General features: G+C 68.6%; 12 protein-coding genes. 3 read left to right on the plus strand and 9 right to left on the minus strand.

Translation table 11 applies throughout. The annotated features are described in order from the left end of the window. Window positions 1-31 precede the first annotated feature (31 nt). The 5 genes from treY to LLW23_RS02925 form a co-directional block, all read right to left on the minus strand. Window positions 32-2,350 (minus strand): malto-oligosyltrehalose synthase, encoded by a 2,319-nt coding sequence (gene treY / locus LLW23_RS02905; protein ID WP_228947292.1) that lies wholly within the window; start codon window positions 2,348-2,350, stop codon window positions 32-34. Further along, the gene (malQ, locus tag LLW23_RS02910; protein ID WP_228947293.1) at window positions 2,347-4,209 is read right to left on the minus strand and encodes a 4-alpha-glucanotransferase; all 1,863 of its coding nucleotides are present in this window, start codon (window positions 4,207-4,209) and stop codon (window positions 2,347-2,349) included. The genes treY and malQ overlap by 4 nt, the downstream gene beginning before the upstream one ends. Further along, window positions 4,206-5,795, minus strand: coding sequence for a malto-oligosyltrehalose trehalohydrolase (gene treZ / locus LLW23_RS02915; protein ID WP_228947294.1), 1,590 nt, complete (start codon window positions 5,793-5,795; stop codon window positions 4,206-4,208). Before treZ ends, malQ begins: the two co-directional genes overlap by 4 nt. 212 nt (window positions 5,796-6,007) lie before the next feature. Beyond that, the gene (gene glgX, locus LLW23_RS02920; protein ID WP_228947295.1) at window positions 6,008-8,110 is read right to left on the minus strand and encodes a glycogen debranching protein GlgX; all 2,103 of its coding nucleotides are present in this window, start codon (window positions 8,108-8,110) and stop codon (window positions 6,008-6,010) included. Between the two features lie 70 nt (window positions 8,111-8,180). After that, entirely contained in the window at window positions 8,181-9,374 is a 1,194-nt protein-coding gene (locus tag LLW23_RS02925; protein ID WP_228947296.1) for a glycosyltransferase family 4 protein, read from the minus strand. A 204-nt stretch (window positions 9,375-9,578) separates the two neighbouring features. On the opposite strand from LLW23_RS02925, the gene LLW23_RS02930 reads away from it, so the two are divergent. The 3 genes from LLW23_RS02930 to LLW23_RS02940 are packed head-to-tail and all read left to right on the plus strand — an operon-like array spanning window position 9,579 to window position 12,967. Next, on the plus strand, window positions 9,579-10,448 hold the full coding sequence (locus LLW23_RS02930; RefSeq protein ID WP_228947297.1) for a glycosyltransferase family 2 protein: 870 nt from the start codon (window positions 9,579-9,581) through the stop codon (window positions 10,446-10,448). Window positions 10,449-10,466: 18 nt separating this feature from the next. Continuing rightward, entirely contained in the window at window positions 10,467-11,534 is a 1,068-nt protein-coding gene (locus tag LLW23_RS02935; RefSeq protein ID WP_228947298.1) for a glycosyltransferase family 4 protein, read from the plus strand. Then, window positions 11,531-12,967 (plus strand): oligosaccharide flippase family protein, encoded by a 1,437-nt coding sequence (locus LLW23_RS02940; RefSeq protein ID WP_228947299.1) that lies wholly within the window; start codon window positions 11,531-11,533, stop codon window positions 12,965-12,967. The genes LLW23_RS02935 and LLW23_RS02940 overlap by 4 nt, the downstream gene beginning before the upstream one ends. A 3-nt stretch (window positions 12,968-12,970) precedes the next feature. On the opposite strand, the gene LLW23_RS02945 is transcribed toward LLW23_RS02940, so the two are convergent. The 4 genes from LLW23_RS02945 to LLW23_RS02960 are packed head-to-tail and all read right to left on the minus strand — an operon-like array spanning window position 12,971 to window position 19,477. Then, complete coding sequence (locus tag LLW23_RS02945) at window positions 12,971-14,407, minus strand: hypothetical protein (protein ID WP_228947300.1); 1,437 nt, start codon at window positions 14,405-14,407, stop codon at window positions 12,971-12,973. 3 nt (window positions 14,408-14,410) lie between these two features. Beyond that, window positions 14,411-16,219, minus strand: coding sequence for a glycosyl hydrolase (locus tag LLW23_RS02950; RefSeq protein ID WP_228947301.1), 1,809 nt, complete (start codon window positions 16,217-16,219; stop codon window positions 14,411-14,413). After that, entirely contained in the window at window positions 16,216-17,358 is a 1,143-nt protein-coding gene (locus tag LLW23_RS02955; RefSeq protein ID WP_408642011.1) for a glycosyltransferase, read from the minus strand. The genes LLW23_RS02950 and LLW23_RS02955 overlap by 4 nt, the downstream gene beginning before the upstream one ends. Beyond that, on the minus strand, window positions 17,351-19,477 hold the full coding sequence (locus LLW23_RS02960; RefSeq protein ID WP_228947302.1) for a polysaccharide biosynthesis tyrosine autokinase: 2,127 nt from the start codon (window positions 19,475-19,477) through the stop codon (window positions 17,351-17,353). The genes LLW23_RS02955 and LLW23_RS02960 overlap by 8 nt, the downstream gene beginning before the upstream one ends. Window positions 19,478-19,544 lie beyond the last annotated feature (67 nt).

Consider the following 19,544-nt stretch of genomic DNA (forward strand, 5'->3'; position numbering starts at 1 on the left):
GTCGCTTCGCGACTTGGTAATCAGGGAAGGATCAGGTCAGCTCGAACCAAGTCGATGAGGTGGCAAAGCAATCAGCGGTCTGGCGGACCGCTCCCGACGGAAATACTATGGTCCCACATGTCGCCCCGTCGCCGAGCGACACGGCAACCCGCAAGGTCCGACCATCAAGCCGGCGCTCGAACGCCATGATCGAACCCTTCGATGAGTTGGCCGGTTCGTAACTCCCTGCCGTGAATAGCGTTGGATGTTCTCGCCTTAGAGCGAGCAAGTCGCGGATCAGGCGCATTTTGGCCGGGGGATCAGCAAGCGCGCTTTCGTTCGCGTGGAAATCGATCGGCCGCCGATTATCGGGGTCGACCAGGGTTAGGTCTTCGCATTCGCAACCCTGATACAGATCGGGGATACCGGTAACAGTGTATCTTAGACATACCGCAGCAAGGCTGTTGCGCATCGCGACAGACCAAATTTCTACCAAAAAATCGCCTATAGCTGCGCAAAATGCGCTGTTTTTGATCAACGACTTGGCGAGATCGTTGCAACGCTGCTCATAGGCTTCGTCGGGAGCCTCCCATGACGAACGCAGCTTCGCCTCACGCAGCGCCTTGGTCTGCCAGCCGGCGATGCGCATCGCGAACGCGTCGTCAGGCGCGTCGGGCCAGGCGCCTAGTAGCGACTGGAAAAGCATGTAGCGGTCACCGCGATCGATCCCTGCGGATAGCGGATCGGCGATGGCCTCCCAGCGTGCCACTTCCTCGCGCCAGCGATCGGGGATGGCGCTGAGCACCGCGAGGCGCGCGCGGCTGTCCTCGCCGCGCTTGTGATCGTGCGTGGCGGTGGTGAGCATCGCGGCAGGCCAGTGGGCGGCGCGCTCCTGCATTGCAGCGTGGAAATCGGCGATAGACAGGCTCATCCACGCGGCGTCAAACCCGACATCATTACGCGACAGCAGCCGACCGTAGCGGTAGAAAGCGGTGTCCTCGAGCGCCTTGGCGGCGATCGGGGCTGAAAGCTGCTGGAAGCGGCGGACCGCTTCGCTGGCCAATGTGGGGTCGCCGGGGTCGGTGCCGGCGAGCCAGGCGAAGATCAGGTTGACGACTGCCCCCTCCCCTGGCGGAACGTGGGGCGTCACGCGGCGACGCGCCTCGGCGCGGATTGGTTCGTCGCTCGCGGGGGCCGCGCTGCCGGTGCCGTAGGTGCGGTAGACCGGGAAGACCCACAGGAGCCGCTCAATCGCGCGACGCAGCATGGCGGGCGTGATGCCCGATGCATCGGGCGTGCTGGCGGCGAGGGTGACGAAGGCGGCGACGCAGGCTTCGAGCTGGCCGGTGAATTGCCAGGCGAGGAGTTGTTGACGGGCTAGAAGCTCCTCGGGACCGAGGTCTGCCGGTCGGCCACTAAGCTCGTGCCAGAGCTGGCCGAGCGGCGCGGCGCTGGCGGGATCGTGGAGCACGGCGGAGGCCTGTTCCATAAAATCGTAGCCGCTGGTGCCATCGACGCCCCAGTCGCGTGGCAGGGCTTCACCGGGGCCGAGGATCTTTTCGACGACGATCCACGCGTCGTCGCCGAGCCGGGCGCGCAGGCGGCGGCAGTAAGCAGCGGGATCGGTTAGGCCGTCGACGTGGTCGACGCGGACGCCGTCGATCAGGCCTTCGTCGTGGAGGCGGAAGTATAGCGCGTGGGTGAGATCGAAGACTGCGGGGTCTTCGGCGCGGACGCCGGCTAGTTCATTGATCGTGAAGAAGCGCCGCCAGTTCAACTCGTCGTTGGCGGTGCGCCACCAGGCCAGGCGATAGTTCTGGCGTTCGAGCAATGACTTAAGGTCATGCGTGGAGGCGTGCGCCTGATCCTCGTCGCGGATCGGGAAGCGGTGTTCGCCATAGGCCACGATCGACCATTGCCCGTCGTGCTGCTCGACGGTGACCGCGCCATTCGCGAGCGCCTCGCGTAGCGATGTGCCGAGCACCGGAAGGAGGATCGGGCGAGACCAATCGATGTCGAAGACGTCGGCATATCGACTGCCTTTTCCGTGCCTTAGCACGTCATTCCACCAGGCGTTGGTGCCGGTTGCAACGCCCATATGGTTGGGGACGATGTCGATGATCACCCCCATGTCGCGGGCTCGGAGCGCCGCGACCAAGCTGCGGAAAGCGCCCTCCCCGCCCAGTTCCGGGTTGATCCGGGTGGGGTCGACGACGTCATAGCCGTGGGTGGAGCGGGGGGCCGCGACGGTGATGGGGGAGGCGTAGATGTGGCTGATCCCGAGCTGGTCGAGATAGGGCACCAGCGCCTCGGCATCGGCGAAGGTGAAGCCGGCGTGGAACTGCAAACGGTAAGTGGCGCGCGGGATCATTCGGGGGTTTTCTCGGTCAATCGACTCGATATTTGAAGCGTTTCGGGACGTCCCAGCAATTTGGCGGAGGCTTGAGGCATGCGGCGTCGCCAGTTGGGATGTTCGTCGATCGTGCCAGGAATGTTGGGCTGTTCTTCGAGGCCGAGCAGGTCTTCGAGCGGGATGATCGCGAGCGGCACGGGGGCGTCGGCGACGGCGTTCAGGATCTTGTCGAGCGGCGGTTGCGCGGGTGGCGCGCCCTCGCCGTCGATGGCGTTCCAGAGCGACGCGCGCTCGACGACGCGCTGCTGCTCGGCCTCGTCCATGCCGGTGCGGCCGAGGCGGCGGCCCCAGGCGATGTCGCGGCCTATCCACCAGCCGGCCATCGTTGGCGTGTCGTGCGTGCCGGTCATCGCGATCGCGCCGCCGCGCCACTGCGCCGGCGGGACGAAGGCGCCGGCGTCGTCGCGCTCGAACAGGAGGACGCGCATGCCGAGCATGCCGCGGGTGGCGAGATCGTCGCGGAAGCCGGGCGGGACGGTGCCGAGATCCTCGGCGATGACGATCGCGTTGGCGCGGTGCGCTTCGATCGCGACGATGCGCTTGAGGTGCTCGCCGGGCATCGTCAGATAGGCGCCGTCACTGGCCGGTGCGCCTTCGGGCATGACCCAGAGGCGATCGAGGCCGAGCGCGTGATCGATCCTGATCCCGCCGGCGTGCGCGAGCGCGGTGCGGATCGTCTCGATGAAGGCGGCGAAGCCGGTGCGGGCGAGCGCGAAGGGATCGAGCGTGGTGATCCCCCAGTTCTGCCCATCGGGGCCGAGTGGATCGGGGGGTGCGCCGATCGTGAGGCCGGTGAGCAGTTCGTCGCGGCGGCTCCAGCCGTGGCTGCCGCTCGAATCCATGCCAACCGCGAGATCGGCGACGAGGCCGATTGCCATCCCGGCGCGCGCGGTGCGGTGCGCGGCGGCGAGGCTCTGGTCGGCGAGCCATTGCAGGGAGGCGTGGAAGGTGATCCCCTCGGCCTGGTCGGCGGCGAAGCGCTGAACCGCCTCGCCGGCGGGATCGCGATACGCGCTAGGCCAGGCGCGCCAGCCGCCGCCGCCGAGCGCCGCGTCGAGCGCGTCGAAGCGGGCGTGCGCCTCAAGCCCGGCGCCGCGCTGAGCACGGTAGGCGGCGACGGCGGCGTGGATCGGCTCGCCGGCGGATTCGAAGGCCGTCCGGAGGTGCGCCAGCCGGGCGGGGATCGCGTGCTGCCAGTCGATCAGGTCGGGCGCTGGCGCAGATGGCGGCGGTGCGCCGATCAGCGTGGGATCGGCGAGCAGGACGTTGTGGAACAGGCGGGTCGAGGGTGAGTAAGGGCTGAAGCGGCTTGGGTCGGCGGGGAACAGCGCATGCGTTGGGCTGATCGCGAGCGCGCTGCAGCCGGCGCGGCCAAGAATGGCGGCGGTTTCGGCGAGCGTACCGAAGTCGCCGTACGCAGTGTCGGCCTCGCCCCGGAGCGACGGGATCTGCACGGCGACGCCCCAGCCTTTGCGCGGTGGTTGCGGGCAGCGCGGCGGGGCCACGGCGAGCGTCGTCGTGCGGCCGGCGATGGTGAGCTGGTGATAGCCGATAGCGTCGGGCGCACGCATCTGCCCATCGACGATCGAGAGCCGAGCGGCGGTGCCGTCTTCCAGCGTCAGCTCATATGCGTCCGCGGGCAATTGCAGCGGCGCGCCGGCTTCGGCGGAGAGGAACGGTACGGCGGGCGGGGTCGTGTCGAGCCGCGCAAGGATCGCTTCGAGCACGGCGTCGTCGACGCGCTGCGCGCGACTGTTGGCGTCCTGCCAGTCGGGTTGCAGGCCGGCGGCGGCGGCATCGTCGTGCAGGCGGCTCATCGTTCGATCCACGCGACGAAGCGATCGCCTACGATGGCGATTGGGTCAGCCAGCTCGGGCAACGGAGCGGGCACGTCGGCGAGATCGATCGCGATGCCGAGGATCGAACCGTCGTCGAGGCGCCAGCGCGCCGTGACCGCGGCGTCGCCGGTGGTGTGGGCGCCGAGTGCCTGTGCGCCGGCGAGGTAGGGCACGATCCGGTCGCGGCGCAGCGCCAACAGATCACGATACAGCGCGCGCCATTGCTCGGCCTGCGGGCCGGGCTCGGGACGGGATTGATCGAAGGTGCTGCGCGCGTTCGGATCGGGGATCCTGGTGCGCGCGGCCTCGTCCGCGAAGGCGGGGAATTTGGCGAACTCGCGGCGGCGGCCTTCGCGGACGGCATCGGCGAGATCGTCCTGGAACCTGGTGAAGAACAGGAACGGCGTTTCGCTGCCGTCGATGTCGCCCATGAACAGCAGCGGGATCTGCGGGCAAAGCAGCAGCAGCGCGGTGGCGGCGCGCAGCTTTTCGGGATCGGCGAGGACGGTCAGCCGCTCGCCATGCGCGCGATTGCCGATCTGATCGTGATTCTGGAGGAACGACACGAAGGCGGTCGGCGGCAAATGCGCGCTCGGGGTGCCGCGCGGGCGGCCATCGTGATTGGGCGAGCCTTCGCCCTGATAGATGAAGCCTTCGCCAAGGCAGCGCGCGAGCCGATCGGCGGGGCGGTCGGCGAAGTCGGCGTAGTAGGCGTGCGCCTCGCCGGTGAGCAGGACATGGAGGACATTGTGGAAATCGTCGTTCCACTGCGCGTCGAAGGCGGCAGGGTGGAGGCGATCGGCGTCGTTGTGCTCGTTCTCCAGCACCAGATGGACGTGTCGGCCCGGACTTTCGGCGTCGAGTGTGGCGCGGATCTCGGCCGCCATGCGATCGAGGAAAGCGACGTCTCGGATCGCATGGACCGCATCGAAGCGCAGGCCGTCGATGCGATAGTCGCGCAGCCACATCAGCGCATTGTCGATGAAGAAGCGCGCGACGGGCTCGCGCGACACCGCGACCGCGCCGCCCCATGGTGTGTCCGCCGCGGGATCGAAAAAGTCGGTGGCGTAGAGCCCGAGGTAATTCCCGTCGGGGCCGAAGTGATTGTAGACGACGTCGAGGAACACCGACACGCCGAGGGCGTGCGCGGCATCGACCAGCGTCTTGAGCTCGGCCGGGCTGCCATATTCCTCGTGGACGGCATGCGGCAGGACCCCGTCATAGCCCCAGCCGCGCGTCCCGCCGAACGCGCCGACCGGCATCAGCTCGATCGCGGTGATGCCAGCGTCGGCGATCGCGGGGAGCTGGCGCATGAGATCGGCAAAGCCGCCGAGCAAGCCGGCGTGGCATTCGAGGATCACCATTTCGTGCCACGGTCGCCCGCGCCAATCGCCGGCCTCCCAATCATGCCGATGATCGACGACCACGCTCCAGCCATGGACGCCGCCGGATTGGGCGTGCGCGGCGGGATCGGGCACTGCGGTGTCGCCGATGCGGAAGCGGTAGCGCGTGCCGGGGCCGGCCGGGAGGGTGACGGACCACCAGCCGTTGCCGGTTGGGGTCATGCACTGTTGTAGGTAGTCTGTTCCCCGGCGAAGGCCGGGGCCCAGTTGCGGGAGGGTGCCGTGTGAAACAGTCGTCTCCCCGACTGGGCCCCGGCCTTCGCCGGGGAACAGGGCTGCCTCGTCATCGATCTCAATCGCGACCGCGTCGGCATCGGGCGCCCATAGGTTGAAGCGCGTCGTGCCGTCGTCGCACGGTTCCGCGCCCCAGCGGTTCATGCCGCCCACGCGCTCGTCCAGGTGAGCAGCACCGCGCCCTGCGGCGCGACCTCATACTCGTCGCCGATCTCGATCTCGGCCTGATCGGGTTTCGCGCTGTCGATCAGCACGCGGCGGCGCTCGCCCGGCGGGGGCAGGCGGAAGGTGACCGGATCGCTGCCGCCGTTGAGCAGCAGCGAGACGGCTTCGACCTCGTCGCCCGCCGTGCGGATCGCGCGGCGCATCAGCAGCGCGCGGCCTTCGGCATTCTGCCAATCTTCGGGGCTCAAGGACTGGCCGCGTTCGTCCCACCATTCGATGTCGTTGATGCCCTGCCCCGGCGTTTCCTGGCCGTAGAGGAAGGTCGCGGCGTGGAGCACCGGGTAGCGCTTGCGAAGGGCGATCAGGCGCGCGGTGAAGTCGATCAGCGCTTCGCCGTCGGGGCTCGCCGCGGCTTTCCAGTCGAGCCAGCTGATCGCATTGTCCTGGCAATAAGCGTTGTTGTTGCCCTGTTGCGTGCGGCCGAATTCGTCGCCGGCGACCAGCATCGGCGTGCCGAGCGAGGCGAGCAGCGTCGTCATCATCGATCGCATGACGCGGCCGCGCGCGTCGTTGATCGAGGGATCGTCGGTCGGGCCTTCGGCGCCCCAGTTGCGCGAATGATTGTTGTCGTGCCCGTCGCGATTGTCCTCGCCATTGGCCTCGTTGTGGCGATCTTCGTACATCACCGTGTCGGCGAGCGTGAAGCCATCGTGCGCGGCGATGAAGTTGACGCTGGCCCAGGGGCGGCGGGCGCGGCGGTCGAAGAGGTCGCCCGAGCCCGACAGGCGCGCGGCCAGTTCGCCGCGCTGGCCAGCGTCGCCGCGCCAGTAGCGCCGCACCGTATCGCGATATTTGTCGTTCCATTCGGCAAAGCCGGGCGGGAAATTGCCGAGCTGATAGCCGCCGATGCCGACATCCCACGGCTCGGCGATCAACTTGAGCCGGCCGAGCACCGGATCCTGCCGGACGACATCGAAGAAGGCGCTGCCGGGATCGAAGCCGGTCGCCTCGCGGCCGAGCGTGAGGCCGAGATCGAAGCGAAAGCCGTCGATGCCGAAGCTGGTTGCCCAGTAGCGCAGTGAATCAGCGACCATCTGGATCACGCGCCCCTTGCTCATGTTGAGCGTGTTGCCCGTGCCGGTATCGTTGATCGTGTAGCGCGGCTGATCGGCAACGAGGCGGTAGTAGCTGGCATTGTCGAGCCCGCGCCACGACAGCGTCGGGCCCTTTTCCGAGCCCTCGCACGTGTGGTTGTACACCACGTCGAGGATCACCTCGATCCCGGCATTGTGCAGCCGGTGGACCGCCCGGCGCAGCTCGTCCTGATGCTCGGACGACATATAGGCCTGCTCAGGGGCGAAGAAGCCGAGCGTGTTATAGCCCCAGTAATTGCGCAGGCCCTTCTCCTGCAGAAAGCGATCCTGCGTGAAGGCGTGGATCGGCAACAGCTCGAGCGCGGTGACGCCGAGCCGCTGGAGATGGCGGATCACCGCGGGGTGGCCAAGCGCGGCATAGGTGCCACGTTCGCGCGCGGGCACTTCCTCCATCAGCCGCGTCAGGCCCTTGGTATGCGCCTCATAAATGACGGTATCGGACCAGGGCGTGTTGGGGCGGCGATCGCGCGACCAATCCCAGTGATCGTCGACGACGACCCCCTTGGGCATCGCAGGCGCGCTGTCACGCTTGTCGAACGACAGATCCTCGCGGCGGTGGCCGATGCGATAGCCGTGGAGCGCGTCGGTCCATTTGATCGTGCCGTGGAGCCGGCGGGCATAGGGATCGAGCAGCAGCTTGTGCGGGTTGAAACGGTGGCCGGCCTCGGGATCGTAGGCGCCGTGCGCGCGGAAGCCGTAGAGCAGGCCCGGCTCGGCATCGGGGAGATAGCCGTGCCAGACTTCGTCAGTGCATTCGGGCAGCGGCAGGCGCGCGAGCTCACGCTTGCCGGCGGGATCGAACAGGCACAGCTCGATCGCATCGGCATTGGCGGAGAAGACCGCGAAGTTGATGCCCAGGCCGTCAAAGGTGGCGCCGAGCGGATAAGGTGAACCCGGCTGCAGCCGGTCAGCGAGCGATGGCAAGGCGTGGTCCGTACCTGCGGTTGTGGTGGGCGACGGGATGGCGATGGCCCTACGTCGTCCGGGCCATAACTCACCTTCGCCGGTTCCGCCGCATCGGGGCAACGAAATTGTCGCGTGCTTCGGGCAGACCGAGTGCGTCGAGCACGATTTGCGCTTGCCGGCGCCAGGAGAAACGCTCGACCTGGCGATAGCCGCGCTCGACGAGCAGCGCGGCGTGATTCGGATCGCGCGTCACCCGGCGGACCGCGGCGATGATGCTGGCGAACTGCGCGGGGTCGCAATATTCGACCGCGTCGGCGCAGCGCTCGCGCATCGCGGGGATGTCCGACGCGACGACGGGGCAGCCGAAGCGCATCGCCTCAATGGGGGGCAGCGGCGACGCTTCGTAGAAGGACGGCAGCAGCAGGCAGCGCGCCGAAGCGTAGAGCGCGGCAAGCTGCGCCAGATCCTCGACCTGGCCGACGAAGCTGACGCGATCGCGCACGTCGGGCGGGACTTCGGTTTCGGCGGGTGTCAGGATCGGGCCGCATGAGCCGACGATGACGCTGTGGAGCCCGTCCTCGCGCGCGAGCTGGATCGCTGTGCGCAGGACGGTGTCAAAATTCTTCCGGCGCGAAAACGAGCCGACGTAGAGGAGGTAGCCGGCGGGTGGTGCTTCGACGGGCGACGCTGGCGTCTCGTCCTCGCGCCAGCCGCCGTTCTGCGCCACGACGATCCGGTCGCGCGCGCCGGCGGCGACGCCGAGCAGCGCCTGGCGCTCGGTTTCGGAGACGGTGATCACCGGATCGGCGCGGCGCAGCAGCAGCGGGAGCATCAGCGAATGGCCGAGCCGGTAACGGCGGCTATAGGCCTCCGGATACAGGCGGTACGACAGATCGTGAATGATCACGCCGACCGGCCGCGGGCCGAGCAGCGAGGCGATCGGCGCGGTGTTGCCGAAGCACAGCAGCCGCGCGTCGCGCACCGCGCGGGGCAAGGCGACCTGTTCCCACCAATGGCCCTGCCCACCCGGCACAGTCTCCACCCTGGTCACGCGCAGGTCGAGATCGTCGGGGCGCGCGCCCGCTTCGCACAGCAGCCGCAGGCGGAGGTTGCGGTGGCCTGAGGCGACGAGGTGATCGATCTCGCGCGTCAGTTCACGCGCGACTCGCTGCACGCCGGTGGTGGGCTGGGTGAGGAAACGCCCGTTGATCGCCAGCTCTTGCGCATCGCCCGCCATCACCCGGAACGCTATCCCATTGTTCAGACCGACGCGGCTTGCCATCCGCAGTGTTTGCCCTGCGGTGCTGCGGGACTAGCACGGCATACGGGAAAATCGAGCGAGCGCGAGCCGCGAGACGTTGCTTGAGCAGTGAAATGTCCGATGCGGATGTTACTGTCTCGAAACACGCTATTCTTTAGTGCGCCCATGGATAGATCAGCCAGCTGGCGGCGCTCCGACCAGATTAGTCGTTGTCGGGGGGACACGATGGCCAGGTTGTTCGTAATCGTCGCTACGGTCGGCCGTGCTGCATTGACGGCGCAGACGGTCGCCATGCTGGAGCGGCAGACGCGGCGGCCGGACGGTGTGATCGTCGTCGGCGTGACGCCGGGCGATGTCGCCGGGATCGGCGAAGGACTAAGCCACGTCGAGGTGGCGCTTGGCGAGCGCGGGCTGCCGCGGCAGCGCAACCGCGGGCTCGACCTGCTGACCGGGCGGGCTGACATCGTCACCTTCTTCGACGATGATTTCGTGCCCGCGCGCGACCATCTGGAGCAGGTCGAGCGGATCTTCGGCGCGCATCCCGACGTGGCGGGGATCACGGGGCATCTGGTTGCCGACGGGATCAACGAGGCGGGTTATTCAATCGCGGAGGCCGAGGCGCTGAATGCCGCGCAGGCCGCGGGGCTCGATCCGGCATTCCGCACGCGGCAAGCGCTGTACGGCTGCAACATGTCGATCCGGCTGGCCGCCGCCGAGGGACTGCGGTTCGACGAGCGGTTGCCGCTATACGGCTGGCTCGAGGATATCGACTTTTCGATCCAGCTCGCGCGGCGCGGCCGGCTGGTGTCGACGGGGCGCGTGACCGGAGTTCACCTGGGCACGAAGGGCGGGCGCACGTCGGGGCGCAAGCTCGGCTATTCGCAAGTTGCCAACGTCGTTTATCTCGCGCGCAAGGGGACGATGCAGCCGGGGCTCGGGCGGCAGTTGCTGACGCAGAACCTAGTCTCAAACCTCGTCCGCAGCGTGAAGCCCGAGCCGCATATCGACCGGCGCGGGCGACTGTGGGGCAATACGCTGGCGATTGCCGATCTTGTGCGTGGCACGATCGACCCGCGCCGCGTCGAGACGCTCTGACCCGCGATGCGGCCAATCGTGTTCAACGGGAAGTTCAATGCCGGTGGCTTGAACGGGGTGCATCGCGTGGCGGATCGGCTGATCCGCGAATGCGACGGGCTGCTGGCGGCAATCCCGGTGAACCGGCGGCCGAAGGCGCGGCTGCTGGTACCCGAGCGGCGGCGCTGGGAGCCGAAGCTACGCGGGATCGAACTGGTGCCGGTCGTGGGGGCGGACAGCCAGAAGTGGGAGCAGATCGGGCTGCCGACGGCGGCGGGCGATGCGGTGATCGTCAACCTCGCCAATCTCGCGCCGGTGCGTGCGACGCGCCAGATCCTGCTGTTGCACGACGCACAATTCCTGTTTCCCGACAGCGGCTATCCGCTGCGCCAGCGGCTCGGCTATCGCCTGCTCACGCCAGTGATGGCGCGGCGTAGTGCAACGGTGCTGACCGTATCGCATTATTCGCGGCAGATGCTCGACCTGCTCGGCGTCGCGCCGCGCGGGCGCAGTGCGGTGCTGTACAATGGCGCGGACCATATTCTCGACGTGCGCGCCGATGACGGCGCGCTGGCGCAGCTCGGGCTGACGCGCGGCGGCTATGCGCTGATGTTCGGCAGCCCGAAGGGGTACAAGAACAATCAGGTCGTGTTCGACGCGTTCGGCGATGGCGCCGCGCAGGTGCGGCTGGTGGTGGTGGGCGCGGAGGCGGCGGCGCTGACGGCGGCAGGGCTGACGGTGCCGGCCGGGGCGCTGTTCGCGGGGCGGTGCGACGATGCGGCGCTGCGTGCGCTGTACGATGGGGCGCATAGCCTGCTGGTGCCGTCGCGGACGGAGGGTTTCGGGCTGCCGCCGATGGAAGCGATGCTGTGCGGCTGCCCCGTGATCGTCGCGCCAGCCGGCGCGCTGCCCGAGATGTGCCGGGATGCGGCGCTGTACGCCGACGTCGACGATGCTGCGAGCTGGCGCGCGGCGATCCGAACACTCGACGATCCCGCGGTGCGCCACGCCAAGATTGCGGCGGGGCGCGAGCGCGCGAGCCACTTCACCTGGGCGCGTGCCGGGGGCGACTTGCTGCGCCACATCCTGCGGCTCGGCGCCGAATGAAGCAGAATCTGCGCAGCGCGGGCGCCGCGCTGCTCGCGATCGGATCGCGCGCCAGCACGCAATTGTTCGTCGTAGCGGTCACGCTGGTCGCGACGCGGTATTTGTCGCCGGATGACTTCGGCGTGTTCGCCATTGCAACGGTGTTCATCACCCTCGCGCGGACGCTGCTGTATACCGGCCCGTTCGAATATCTGATGAAGGCGCCGGATCTGGCGCGCACCGCGAGCGAGTGCCTTGCGGCGACGGTGCTGACGGCGGCGGCGGCGAGCATCGCGGTGCTGCTGCTGGCGCTCGTGCTGCTGCTCGGGTTCGGATCGGGCGCGATCGCCTGGCTGATGCTGGTGCTGGTGCCGACCAATCTGCTCGCCGCGATGGCGAGCTGGGAGGAAGCGCTGCTGCTGCGCGCGGGGCGGCTGCGCGCCTATTACGTCGCAACGATGCTGATCGAGCTGTCGAGCGCGCTCGTCGCGATCTGGCTGCTCGTGATCGGGTGGCAGCTCGGCGCGCTGGTGGCACAGGTATATTTGCGGATGGGGCTGGCGGTGCTCGGCTATGCCGCGCTGATGCGCTTGCCCCCGCTGCGCCATCCACGACCCGGGGGCGTGCGACGCGTGCTGCGCTGGTCGTCGGCGCGGTACGGCGCGACGTTCGTCGGGTTCCTGTCGAATTATAGCGGCGATCTGATCCTCGGCGCGCTGCTCTCGCCCGCCGCGACCGGCGTGTTCCGCGCGAGCAACCGCGTGGTGACGGCAGCGTCGGACATGTTCAGCCAGCCCGCGGCGCTGCTGTCGCGCACGGCATTGTCGCATCGCTTCGCGCAGGGGCGGCCGGCGGACGGAAGCTGGTTCGCGATGTTCGTGGCGATCGGCTTCATCGGCTGGCCGGCGTTGCTTGGGGTGGCGCTGCTCGGCGACTGGATCGCGGTAACTGCGCTTGGGCCGGCGTGGTCGAGCGCGGCGGGACCGATCGCGATCCTGGCGGTGGCGCGATTGTGGTCGATGCTGACGGCGGTCGCGACCGCGCTGCTGGTCACCTACGACCGGCAGCGGCTGGTGCTGTCCAGCCAGATGCTCGCGGCGGTCGGCGTGGCGCTGGCGACGGTGGCGCTGGCGGTTTGGGGAGTGACGGGGGCGGCGCTCGCGGCGCTCGGGGTCAACATGGCGGTGAGCCTGTGGCTGGCGCGCGCGGCGCTGCGGCTGGGGCCCCTTCCCTTCGCCGAGGCGGACCAGCTGCTGCAGGCCATACTATTGCCGTCGCTGTGTACCGCGGTGGGTACGATTGTCGGGCGCCTGTTGGCGGTCGATCATGTCGCCGTGGGCGCGGGGCAGCTAGTGCTCGCCATCGGATGCGGTTCGGTCGGTTGGGTGGTGGGGGTCGTGCTGGTGCGACGGGCAGCGCTCGGCGCGTTGCTGCTGCTGACGCAGCGTAGCTGATCGTCAGGCCGGGAGCGGTTGCGGCTCGAACTGGGGCGGTCGCCAGAAGAGGCGCATGCGGCGCAAGGCCAGCGCGCCGCCGGCCAGGATCGCGAAATCGGCACCGGGGTCGGGCGTTGCGGCGCTGATCGATTGCGTGGCGAACAGGATCAGACACGCCCAGGCCGCGGCGGCGCCGGTCGCGCGGGGATCGGGCGCGTCCGCCTCGAAGGTGGTGCGGCGCCACGGTTGCCAGATCTGGACGAGCAGGATGAGGAACGCCGACGCGCCGATCACGCCGGTCGAGCCGAGGATCGCGGTGGCGATGCTCGACGAGCGGAAGCTGCCGGGGCCGATGCCGATACCGAAAGTCGCGACAAAGGCATCAAGCCCCTGCCGCGCCCAGAAGCTGCGTTGCAGGCCGGAGAGCGAATCGCCCTTGTCGACGGTGAAATGCCGGATCAGCCCGCCGATCTCGGCCGCGAAACGGTGGCTGCCGACCGTCACGCCCAACACGATCAGCAGCCCGACGAGGCCGATCGCCGCCAGCGTCAGCATCGCACCGAGCCGGATGCTGCCGGGGAACAGCAGCATCCGCAGCAGCAGCACCGCGACGTAGAGGCCGAGGCCGAAATAGGCCGTGGTGGAGGTGGAGGCGATCAGCACCGCGAACAGCGCGAGCGCCGCCGCGCCGGTGAGCCGGGGGCGGATGCCGCGTAGTGCGCATTCGGTGAGGAACACCATCCATGTGAGGCCATAGGTGCCGTAGCCCGAAGCCTCGGGGAAGATGCCGGTGATCCGCACGAACCCCTGATAGCTATGATCGAGCATCGCATAGGAGCCGTTGCGGAACAGCTGCAGGATCGCGTCGGCGGGCGTGCCCTTCACCAGGAGCGCGAGGACACCGAGGCCGGCGTGGACCAGCCCGACGATCGCGCCGGTGCGCACGAGCGTGTCGCGGCCGCGCGGGTTGCTGATCGCGACGTGGGCGGCAATGGCGAGGATCAGCGTGCCGGTGAGGTAGATCGACGTCGTCATGTTCTGCGAGGTCGGGCGCAGTGGCACGGCAGCGTAAATGTACGCCATCATGTTGGTATACGAACTCGCCGCCTGGCCGCGCATCGGCGTGACGTCGATCTGCCCGGCGAACAGCCGCGGCCCGATGATCGCGATCAGCACGCCATAGCTTACGAACACCGCCAGCGGGGCGAGATCGCGCAGCGCGGTCGCGAGCAACGGCCGCTGGGCATCGGCCTCACGGAGCAGGCGCAGCACCAGAAACACCAGCGCGAGGTTAACCGGCGGGATCGACGAGCCGCCGAGCGCCGGCAGCAGCAGCGCCGCCGAGCCGCCCATCAGCCCCGAGAGGATGACGAAGGCGAGCGTGCCCGGGATGCTGCCGAACGCCAGCAGCAGCGTGCCGATCAGGAGCTGCGCGATGCCGATGAAGGTCGGCTGCATTGGTCAGCTGACGGGTTGGGGACGGTGCGGGCACGCGACTGGCTGCGCGGCGCCACGCGCGAACAGGCGGACGCGATAGGCAAAGGCGTCGCCGCCGGCGGTCTGGTGCGGCCCGACGCTCAGGTCGAGCGTGCCGCCGCGGGCGAGATCGACGTCCACACCGGTAAGGAGCGCGTCTTGCGTCAGGACGCGGCTCCAGACGGTGCGGCCGGAAGCGATCACTGAAACATCGACGCCGTCGCCGTTCGGCTTTTTCGTGAAGCAGCCGGCGATGCTCAGCCGCGCGGTGGCAGGCGACGTGTAGCGGACCACCGCACGGACTGGCGCGGCGGCCGTACCGGCGACTGCGGCGGTGATGTCGCTGATCCGCAACGGCTGGAAATTGCGTGAGGCATAGCTGCTGTCCCACTGCCCGTCCGACAGCGCGAGCGGGTGCAGCTTGCCGTCGCGGGTCTGCGCTAGATACGACCAGGGGGGCTGGCCGTAGCCGAAGGTGGTGTCGGCGACGATCATGCTCGATTGCTCGCGCCGCGGCGTGCCGGCGGCTGTGACGATCAGCGGCAGCGGGCCGACATCGACCTTGGTGGCGCTGCCGCCGACTGCCCGGCCGTACGCATCATGCGCCGTAAGGCTCCCGCCGAACGCGACGCGGCCACCACCGCCCCAGACGACATAGGCGCCGCTCCCGAAGCGGTAGAGGCGGATGCCTTGATCCTTGAGGTCGATCTGCGTCGCGCGACCCGTGCTGGTGAGCGCGGCCATCCGGCCATAGGCGCGCGCGGCGGGCTTCTCGGTCGGGCCGCTGTAGAGGCCCATGTGGCGGAACCATTGCTGGTCGATCAGCGCGTACCAATAGGCCCGCGATACGCCCGCGGCGCTTAGCAGCGTGACCATCTTGACCAGTTCCTCGGCGGCGATGTCGGCGGTCGCGTAATTGTCGCTGAATTCGGTGGCCCAGATCGGGAGCACGCGGCCGTGGCGGCGCATCACGTCGGTGAGGTTGGCGAGCTCGCGATCGACGTTCTCGGCTTGCGAGCGATACGGGTGAACCGCGATCGCATCGGCCGCGTCGAGCAGCCCCGCGGCGAAGAGCCGGTCGAGGAAGCCGGTGCCGATGACGTTGGTCGAGCCGCCGACGACCGCCGTTGTCGATCCGCGCCGCCGCAGCTCGGTGCCGGTCGCACGCACCAGCGCGACGTAGCGGGCGGGGCCGTTCACCCCGGCGGGGTAGGACAGGTTGCGCGAGTCGTTGATCTCGTTGCCCACCTCGATCCCGGCGAGGCAGGTGCGGTAGCGGTCGGCGAGCGCGCCGGCGTAGCGCGCGAAGGCGGCGATAGCGCGGTCGCTGTGCGCGGTCTTGCCGCCATCATACGCCGGGTGCTCGGGCGCGAGCGTGAGGAGCAGGGTGCGGCCGCTTTGGCAGACGGCGTCGAGCGCGGCGGGAGCGGCGACGTCGAGCGCGTAGCGGCCTGGGGTCGGCTCGCCGCGCGACCATGGCACGCCGTCGCGCACTGCGGTCGCTCCGCTCGTGCGGACGCGGTCGACGAGTGTTGCTGGCCAGCCCTGGCTGAAATGGGTCTGGACGCCGAGCGTCATGCCGGGGGTGGCGACGGGAGCGGCGGCGCTTGGCGGGGGCGGTGCGACGTCGACGCCCGGCGACGGCTGCGCCGGGGCGAGCACGACGGTAATCAGCTGTCGCTTCGTCGACTGGGCCGGCGCCCCCTGCCCTTCGGCGGCCGACAGCGACATCGTCGTCTCCGCGCCCGCGATCAGCATGGTCAGCGCGACGGTGGTGGTGCGAACGATAATCATGCGGCGAGTGCCGCGAGGATGCCGGCGTCGAAATGCTCGGGCGCGAACGTGCGCGCCTGGCGCACCGCGACGGCGGGGTCGAAATGCGGCGCCCAGGTTTCGAAGGCACGGACGGCTTCGGCGAGGGATTCGGCGTTCTGTTCGGGGAAGAACAGCCCGGTCTCGCCCGGCACGATGCTGTCGAGCACACCGCCGCGGCCGTAGGCGATCACCGGGCGGCCAGAGGCCATCGCCTCGACCGGCACGATTCCGAAATCCTCCTCCGCCGTGAACACCAGCGCGCGGCAGGTGGCATAGGCGCGGCGGAGCTGATCGAAGTTCAGCCGATCGACGATTTCGATCGTCGGCCCGGCGCGGCGGCGCAGCTCCTGCGCCAGCTCGCCGGTGCCGACCATCAGCAACGGCAGACCGAGCTGGTTGAAGGCGTCGAGCGCGATGTCGGCGCGCTTGTACGGCGTCATCTGGCCGACCCACAGGAACCGGTCGGTCACCTCGTGCGGCGCGACGGGGGTGAACAGGTCGACCTCGACCGGCGGGTGGACGACATTGGATTCGCGGCCCCACGATTTGGCAATCCGCGCCTTGATGAAGTGCGAGTTCGCGACCAGCCGATCGACGCGGCGCGCGGACGACACGTCCCAGCCGCGCAACTGGTGGAACATCCACGGCATCAGCGCGCGCGTGAGCCCGCCGGCCGACGCGCGATACTGGTGATAATGGTCCCAGAGATAGCGCATCGGCGAATGGACGTAGCAGAGGTGCAGCGCATCCGGGGTGACGATCACGCCCTTGGCCGGGCCGGATTCGCTCGAGATGACGAGATCGTACCCGCGCAGATCGAGCTGCTCGAGCGCCATCGGCATCAGCGGCAGATACTTCTGATAATGTTTACGCGCGCCGGGAAGCCGGCCAACGAACGTCTGTGTCACCCGCCGCCCGCGGATCAGATCGGACACCGCGTCCTCGGCATAAACGTGCGTGAACACGTCGGCGTTGGGAAACAGTCGCAGCAATTGTTCGACCACGCGCTCACCGCCGCGCATCGTGACGAGCCAGTAATGGATGATCGCCACACGCCGCGGCCAGCCCGGCGGGCGGCCCTCGATCATCGGGCGTGCCGCCAGATCTGCCTCAACCATAATAGCTTTTGTACCGATCATAATAAGACGCATCGTCGCCGAGCCCGAAGCGGGCGAGCTGCTTGATATCGACACGAGTCAGCACCACGCCGGTGACGGAATCGCGCTCGCGCGGCAGCTGGCGGAAGGCCGCGCGGACCGCGTGGTCGGGGGTGCTGCGCCAGCGGACGACGAAGACGCTCGCGTCGGCCTTGCTCAGCATCAGCCGCGCGTCGGCGATCGGCAGAACGGGCGCGGTATCGATGATGATCGCGTCGAAGCGTTCGCGCAGCAGCGCGAGCAGCCGATCCATTTCCTCGCCCATCAGCAGTTCGGACTGATCGTGGCCTTGCGAGACGGGCAGCACTTGCAGCCCGGTCTGAAAATCCTTCGACAGCGCTTCGTCGAGCGTGTTGGCGCCGCGCAGCACCTCAATCAGCCCCGGCCGACCCTCGCGATCGGGCAAACGCCGGCTGACGCCCTGCTGGCGCAGATCGCAATCGATTAGCACGGTATTCTCGCCCGACATGGCGATCGATCGGGCGAGGCAGATCGCGGTCGCCGTCTTGCCCTCGCTCGGCAGCGCGGAGGTGATCGCGATCACCTTCGCATCGTGCCCGGCGGCGAAGCGGATCGACGCGCGCAGCGAGCGGAAGGATTCGGCGAAGAATGAGCGCGGATCGGCGACGATCAGCGAGGTCGGGGTCTCGTTGGCCTTCGTCACGCTGCCCACGGTCGGTACGAGGCCGAGATATCGAACGTGCAGCTTGCGCGTCACATCGCTGCCGGTGGTGATGCCGGCAAAGTACAGCTCGCGCGCGAACGCCGCGGCGACGCCCAATGCGGTGCCGAGCACCAGCGCGAGCGCGATGTTGAGCAGGCGATTGGGCGAGGCAGGGAAACGCGGCAGGCGCGCGTTGGTGAGCACGGTGGCGGTCGGCTGTTCGGTGCCTTCACGTGCGCTCAACTGCTTGTAGCGGTTGAGATAGCTTTGATAGAGTTCCTGCGAGGTCTGCGCGCGCTGCTCCAGATCCTTCAGATCGACCATCGCGCGGTTGTTCTGCGCCAGCGCGCCGCGCGCCTGTCCGAGCGTCGACGTCAGCGAGCCGAGCCGCTGCTGCGACACCTGCGCGCGCGCGGCGAGGTTCGAAATGACGCGGTCGATTTCGGCCGCGACCTGGCGGTTGACCGATTCCAGCTCGCTGCGCGCGCGGATCACATCGGGGTGAAGCGCGCTGTACCGCGCGGTGAGATCGGCGACGCGTGCGCCGATCGTCGCCTGTTGCGTGCGCAACGAGCCGATCACCGACGACCCGAGCGCTTCGCCGACATCGTCACCAGTCGATCCCGAACGTAACTGGCTGCGCGCCGTCGCGAGCCGCGCCTGATCCTCCGCAGCGGCGGCGCGCGCCAGGGCGACCTGCTGGTTGTAGATCGATATCTCCTGCTCGGTCAGCGATGTGCCGGTCGTGCTGAGCAAATTGTTGGCGATGCGATATTGCTGGACCGCCGCTGTTTCCTCGAGCGCCCGCGCGCGCAGCTGATCGAGCCGTTGCGCAATCAGCGTGTTCGCGTCGCGCGTCTGCGCCTGCTGGTCGCCCAGATCGGCCAGCGCATATTGGCGGGCATATTCGTTCGCCAGCCGCGTCGCCTCGGCTGCGTCCTCGCTCTCGACGCTGATTTCGAGCGCGTAGGTGCTGCCGGTGCGACGCACGTCGAGCCCGTGTTTGACATAGTCGATCGCGGCAGTGCGCCGTTCCTCCGCGGTGCGGACGCGCGGCGCCTGTTCGGTCTGGCCGAGCAGCCGCGCGATCTGGCCGAGCCGGTCGGGCGCTTCGACCCGGATATCCTGGCGCGATTCGATGGCGAGCGCGTTGGCGACCTTCAGCGCCATGCCATCCGAGCGGATCATCGCGACTTGCGTATCGACATATTGATCGGTCGGGTTGCCGGGCATCGGCGTGCGCTCGTCCATCGCCGGCGGCGCGGCCGGCGGCGCGCCCTTCAGCGCGACGCTGGACCGCGCGATGAAGATTGGCGTCTGGCGCAGCGTGATGATCACCCCGAGCACAACGACGAGAGACAGCACGGCGAGGAACGTGCCGATCCGCCGCCGGAAGATCGACCAGATCGACCGCATATCGACGCGATCCTCCGGCATCCGCGTCGGGAGTTCGTACGGGATCGCGAGCGCGGGCGTTCGCCCC

The sequence above is a fragment of the Sphingomonas radiodurans genome, from assembly GCF_020866845.1.
GTDB lineage: Bacteria > Pseudomonadota > Alphaproteobacteria > Sphingomonadales > Sphingomonadaceae > Sphingomonas > Sphingomonas radiodurans.

What these genes read in the sequence shown, in the direction of transcription:
- treZ (WP_228947294.1), bottom strand. Translation starts at nt 5,795, where the DNA reads ATGACCCCAACCGGCAACGGCTGGTGGTCCGTCACCCTCCCGGCCGGC.
- treY (WP_228947292.1), bottom strand. Translation starts at nt 2,350, where the DNA reads ATGATCCCGCGCGCCACTTACCGTTTGCAGTTCCACGCCGGCTTCACC.
- LLW23_RS02950 (WP_228947301.1), bottom strand. Translation starts at nt 16,219, where the DNA reads ATGATTATCGTTCGCACCACCACCGTCGCGCTGACCATGCTGATCGCG.
- LLW23_RS02940 (WP_228947299.1), top strand. Translation starts at nt 11,531, where the DNA reads ATGAAGCAGAATCTGCGCAGCGCGGGCGCCGCGCTGCTCGCGATCGGA.
- LLW23_RS02930 (WP_228947297.1), top strand. Translation starts at nt 9,579, where the DNA reads ATGGCCAGGTTGTTCGTAATCGTCGCTACGGTCGGCCGTGCTGCATTG.
- LLW23_RS02960 (WP_228947302.1), bottom strand. Translation starts at nt 19,477, where the DNA reads ATGCGGTCGATCTGGTCGATCTTCCGGCGGCGGATCGGCACGTTCCTC.
- LLW23_RS02955 (WP_408642011.1), bottom strand. Translation starts at nt 17,358, where the DNA reads ATGGTTGAGGCAGATCTGGCGGCACGCCCGATGATCGAGGGCCGCCCG.
- LLW23_RS02945 (WP_228947300.1), bottom strand. Translation starts at nt 14,407, where the DNA reads ATGCAGCCGACCTTCATCGGCATCGCGCAGCTCCTGATCGGCACGCTG.
- malQ (WP_228947293.1), bottom strand. Translation starts at nt 4,209, where the DNA reads ATGAGCCGCCTGCACGACGATGCCGCCGCCGCCGGCCTGCAACCCGAC.
- LLW23_RS02925 (WP_228947296.1), bottom strand. Translation starts at nt 9,374, where the DNA reads ATGGCAAGCCGCGTCGGTCTGAACAATGGGATAGCGTTCCGGGTGATG.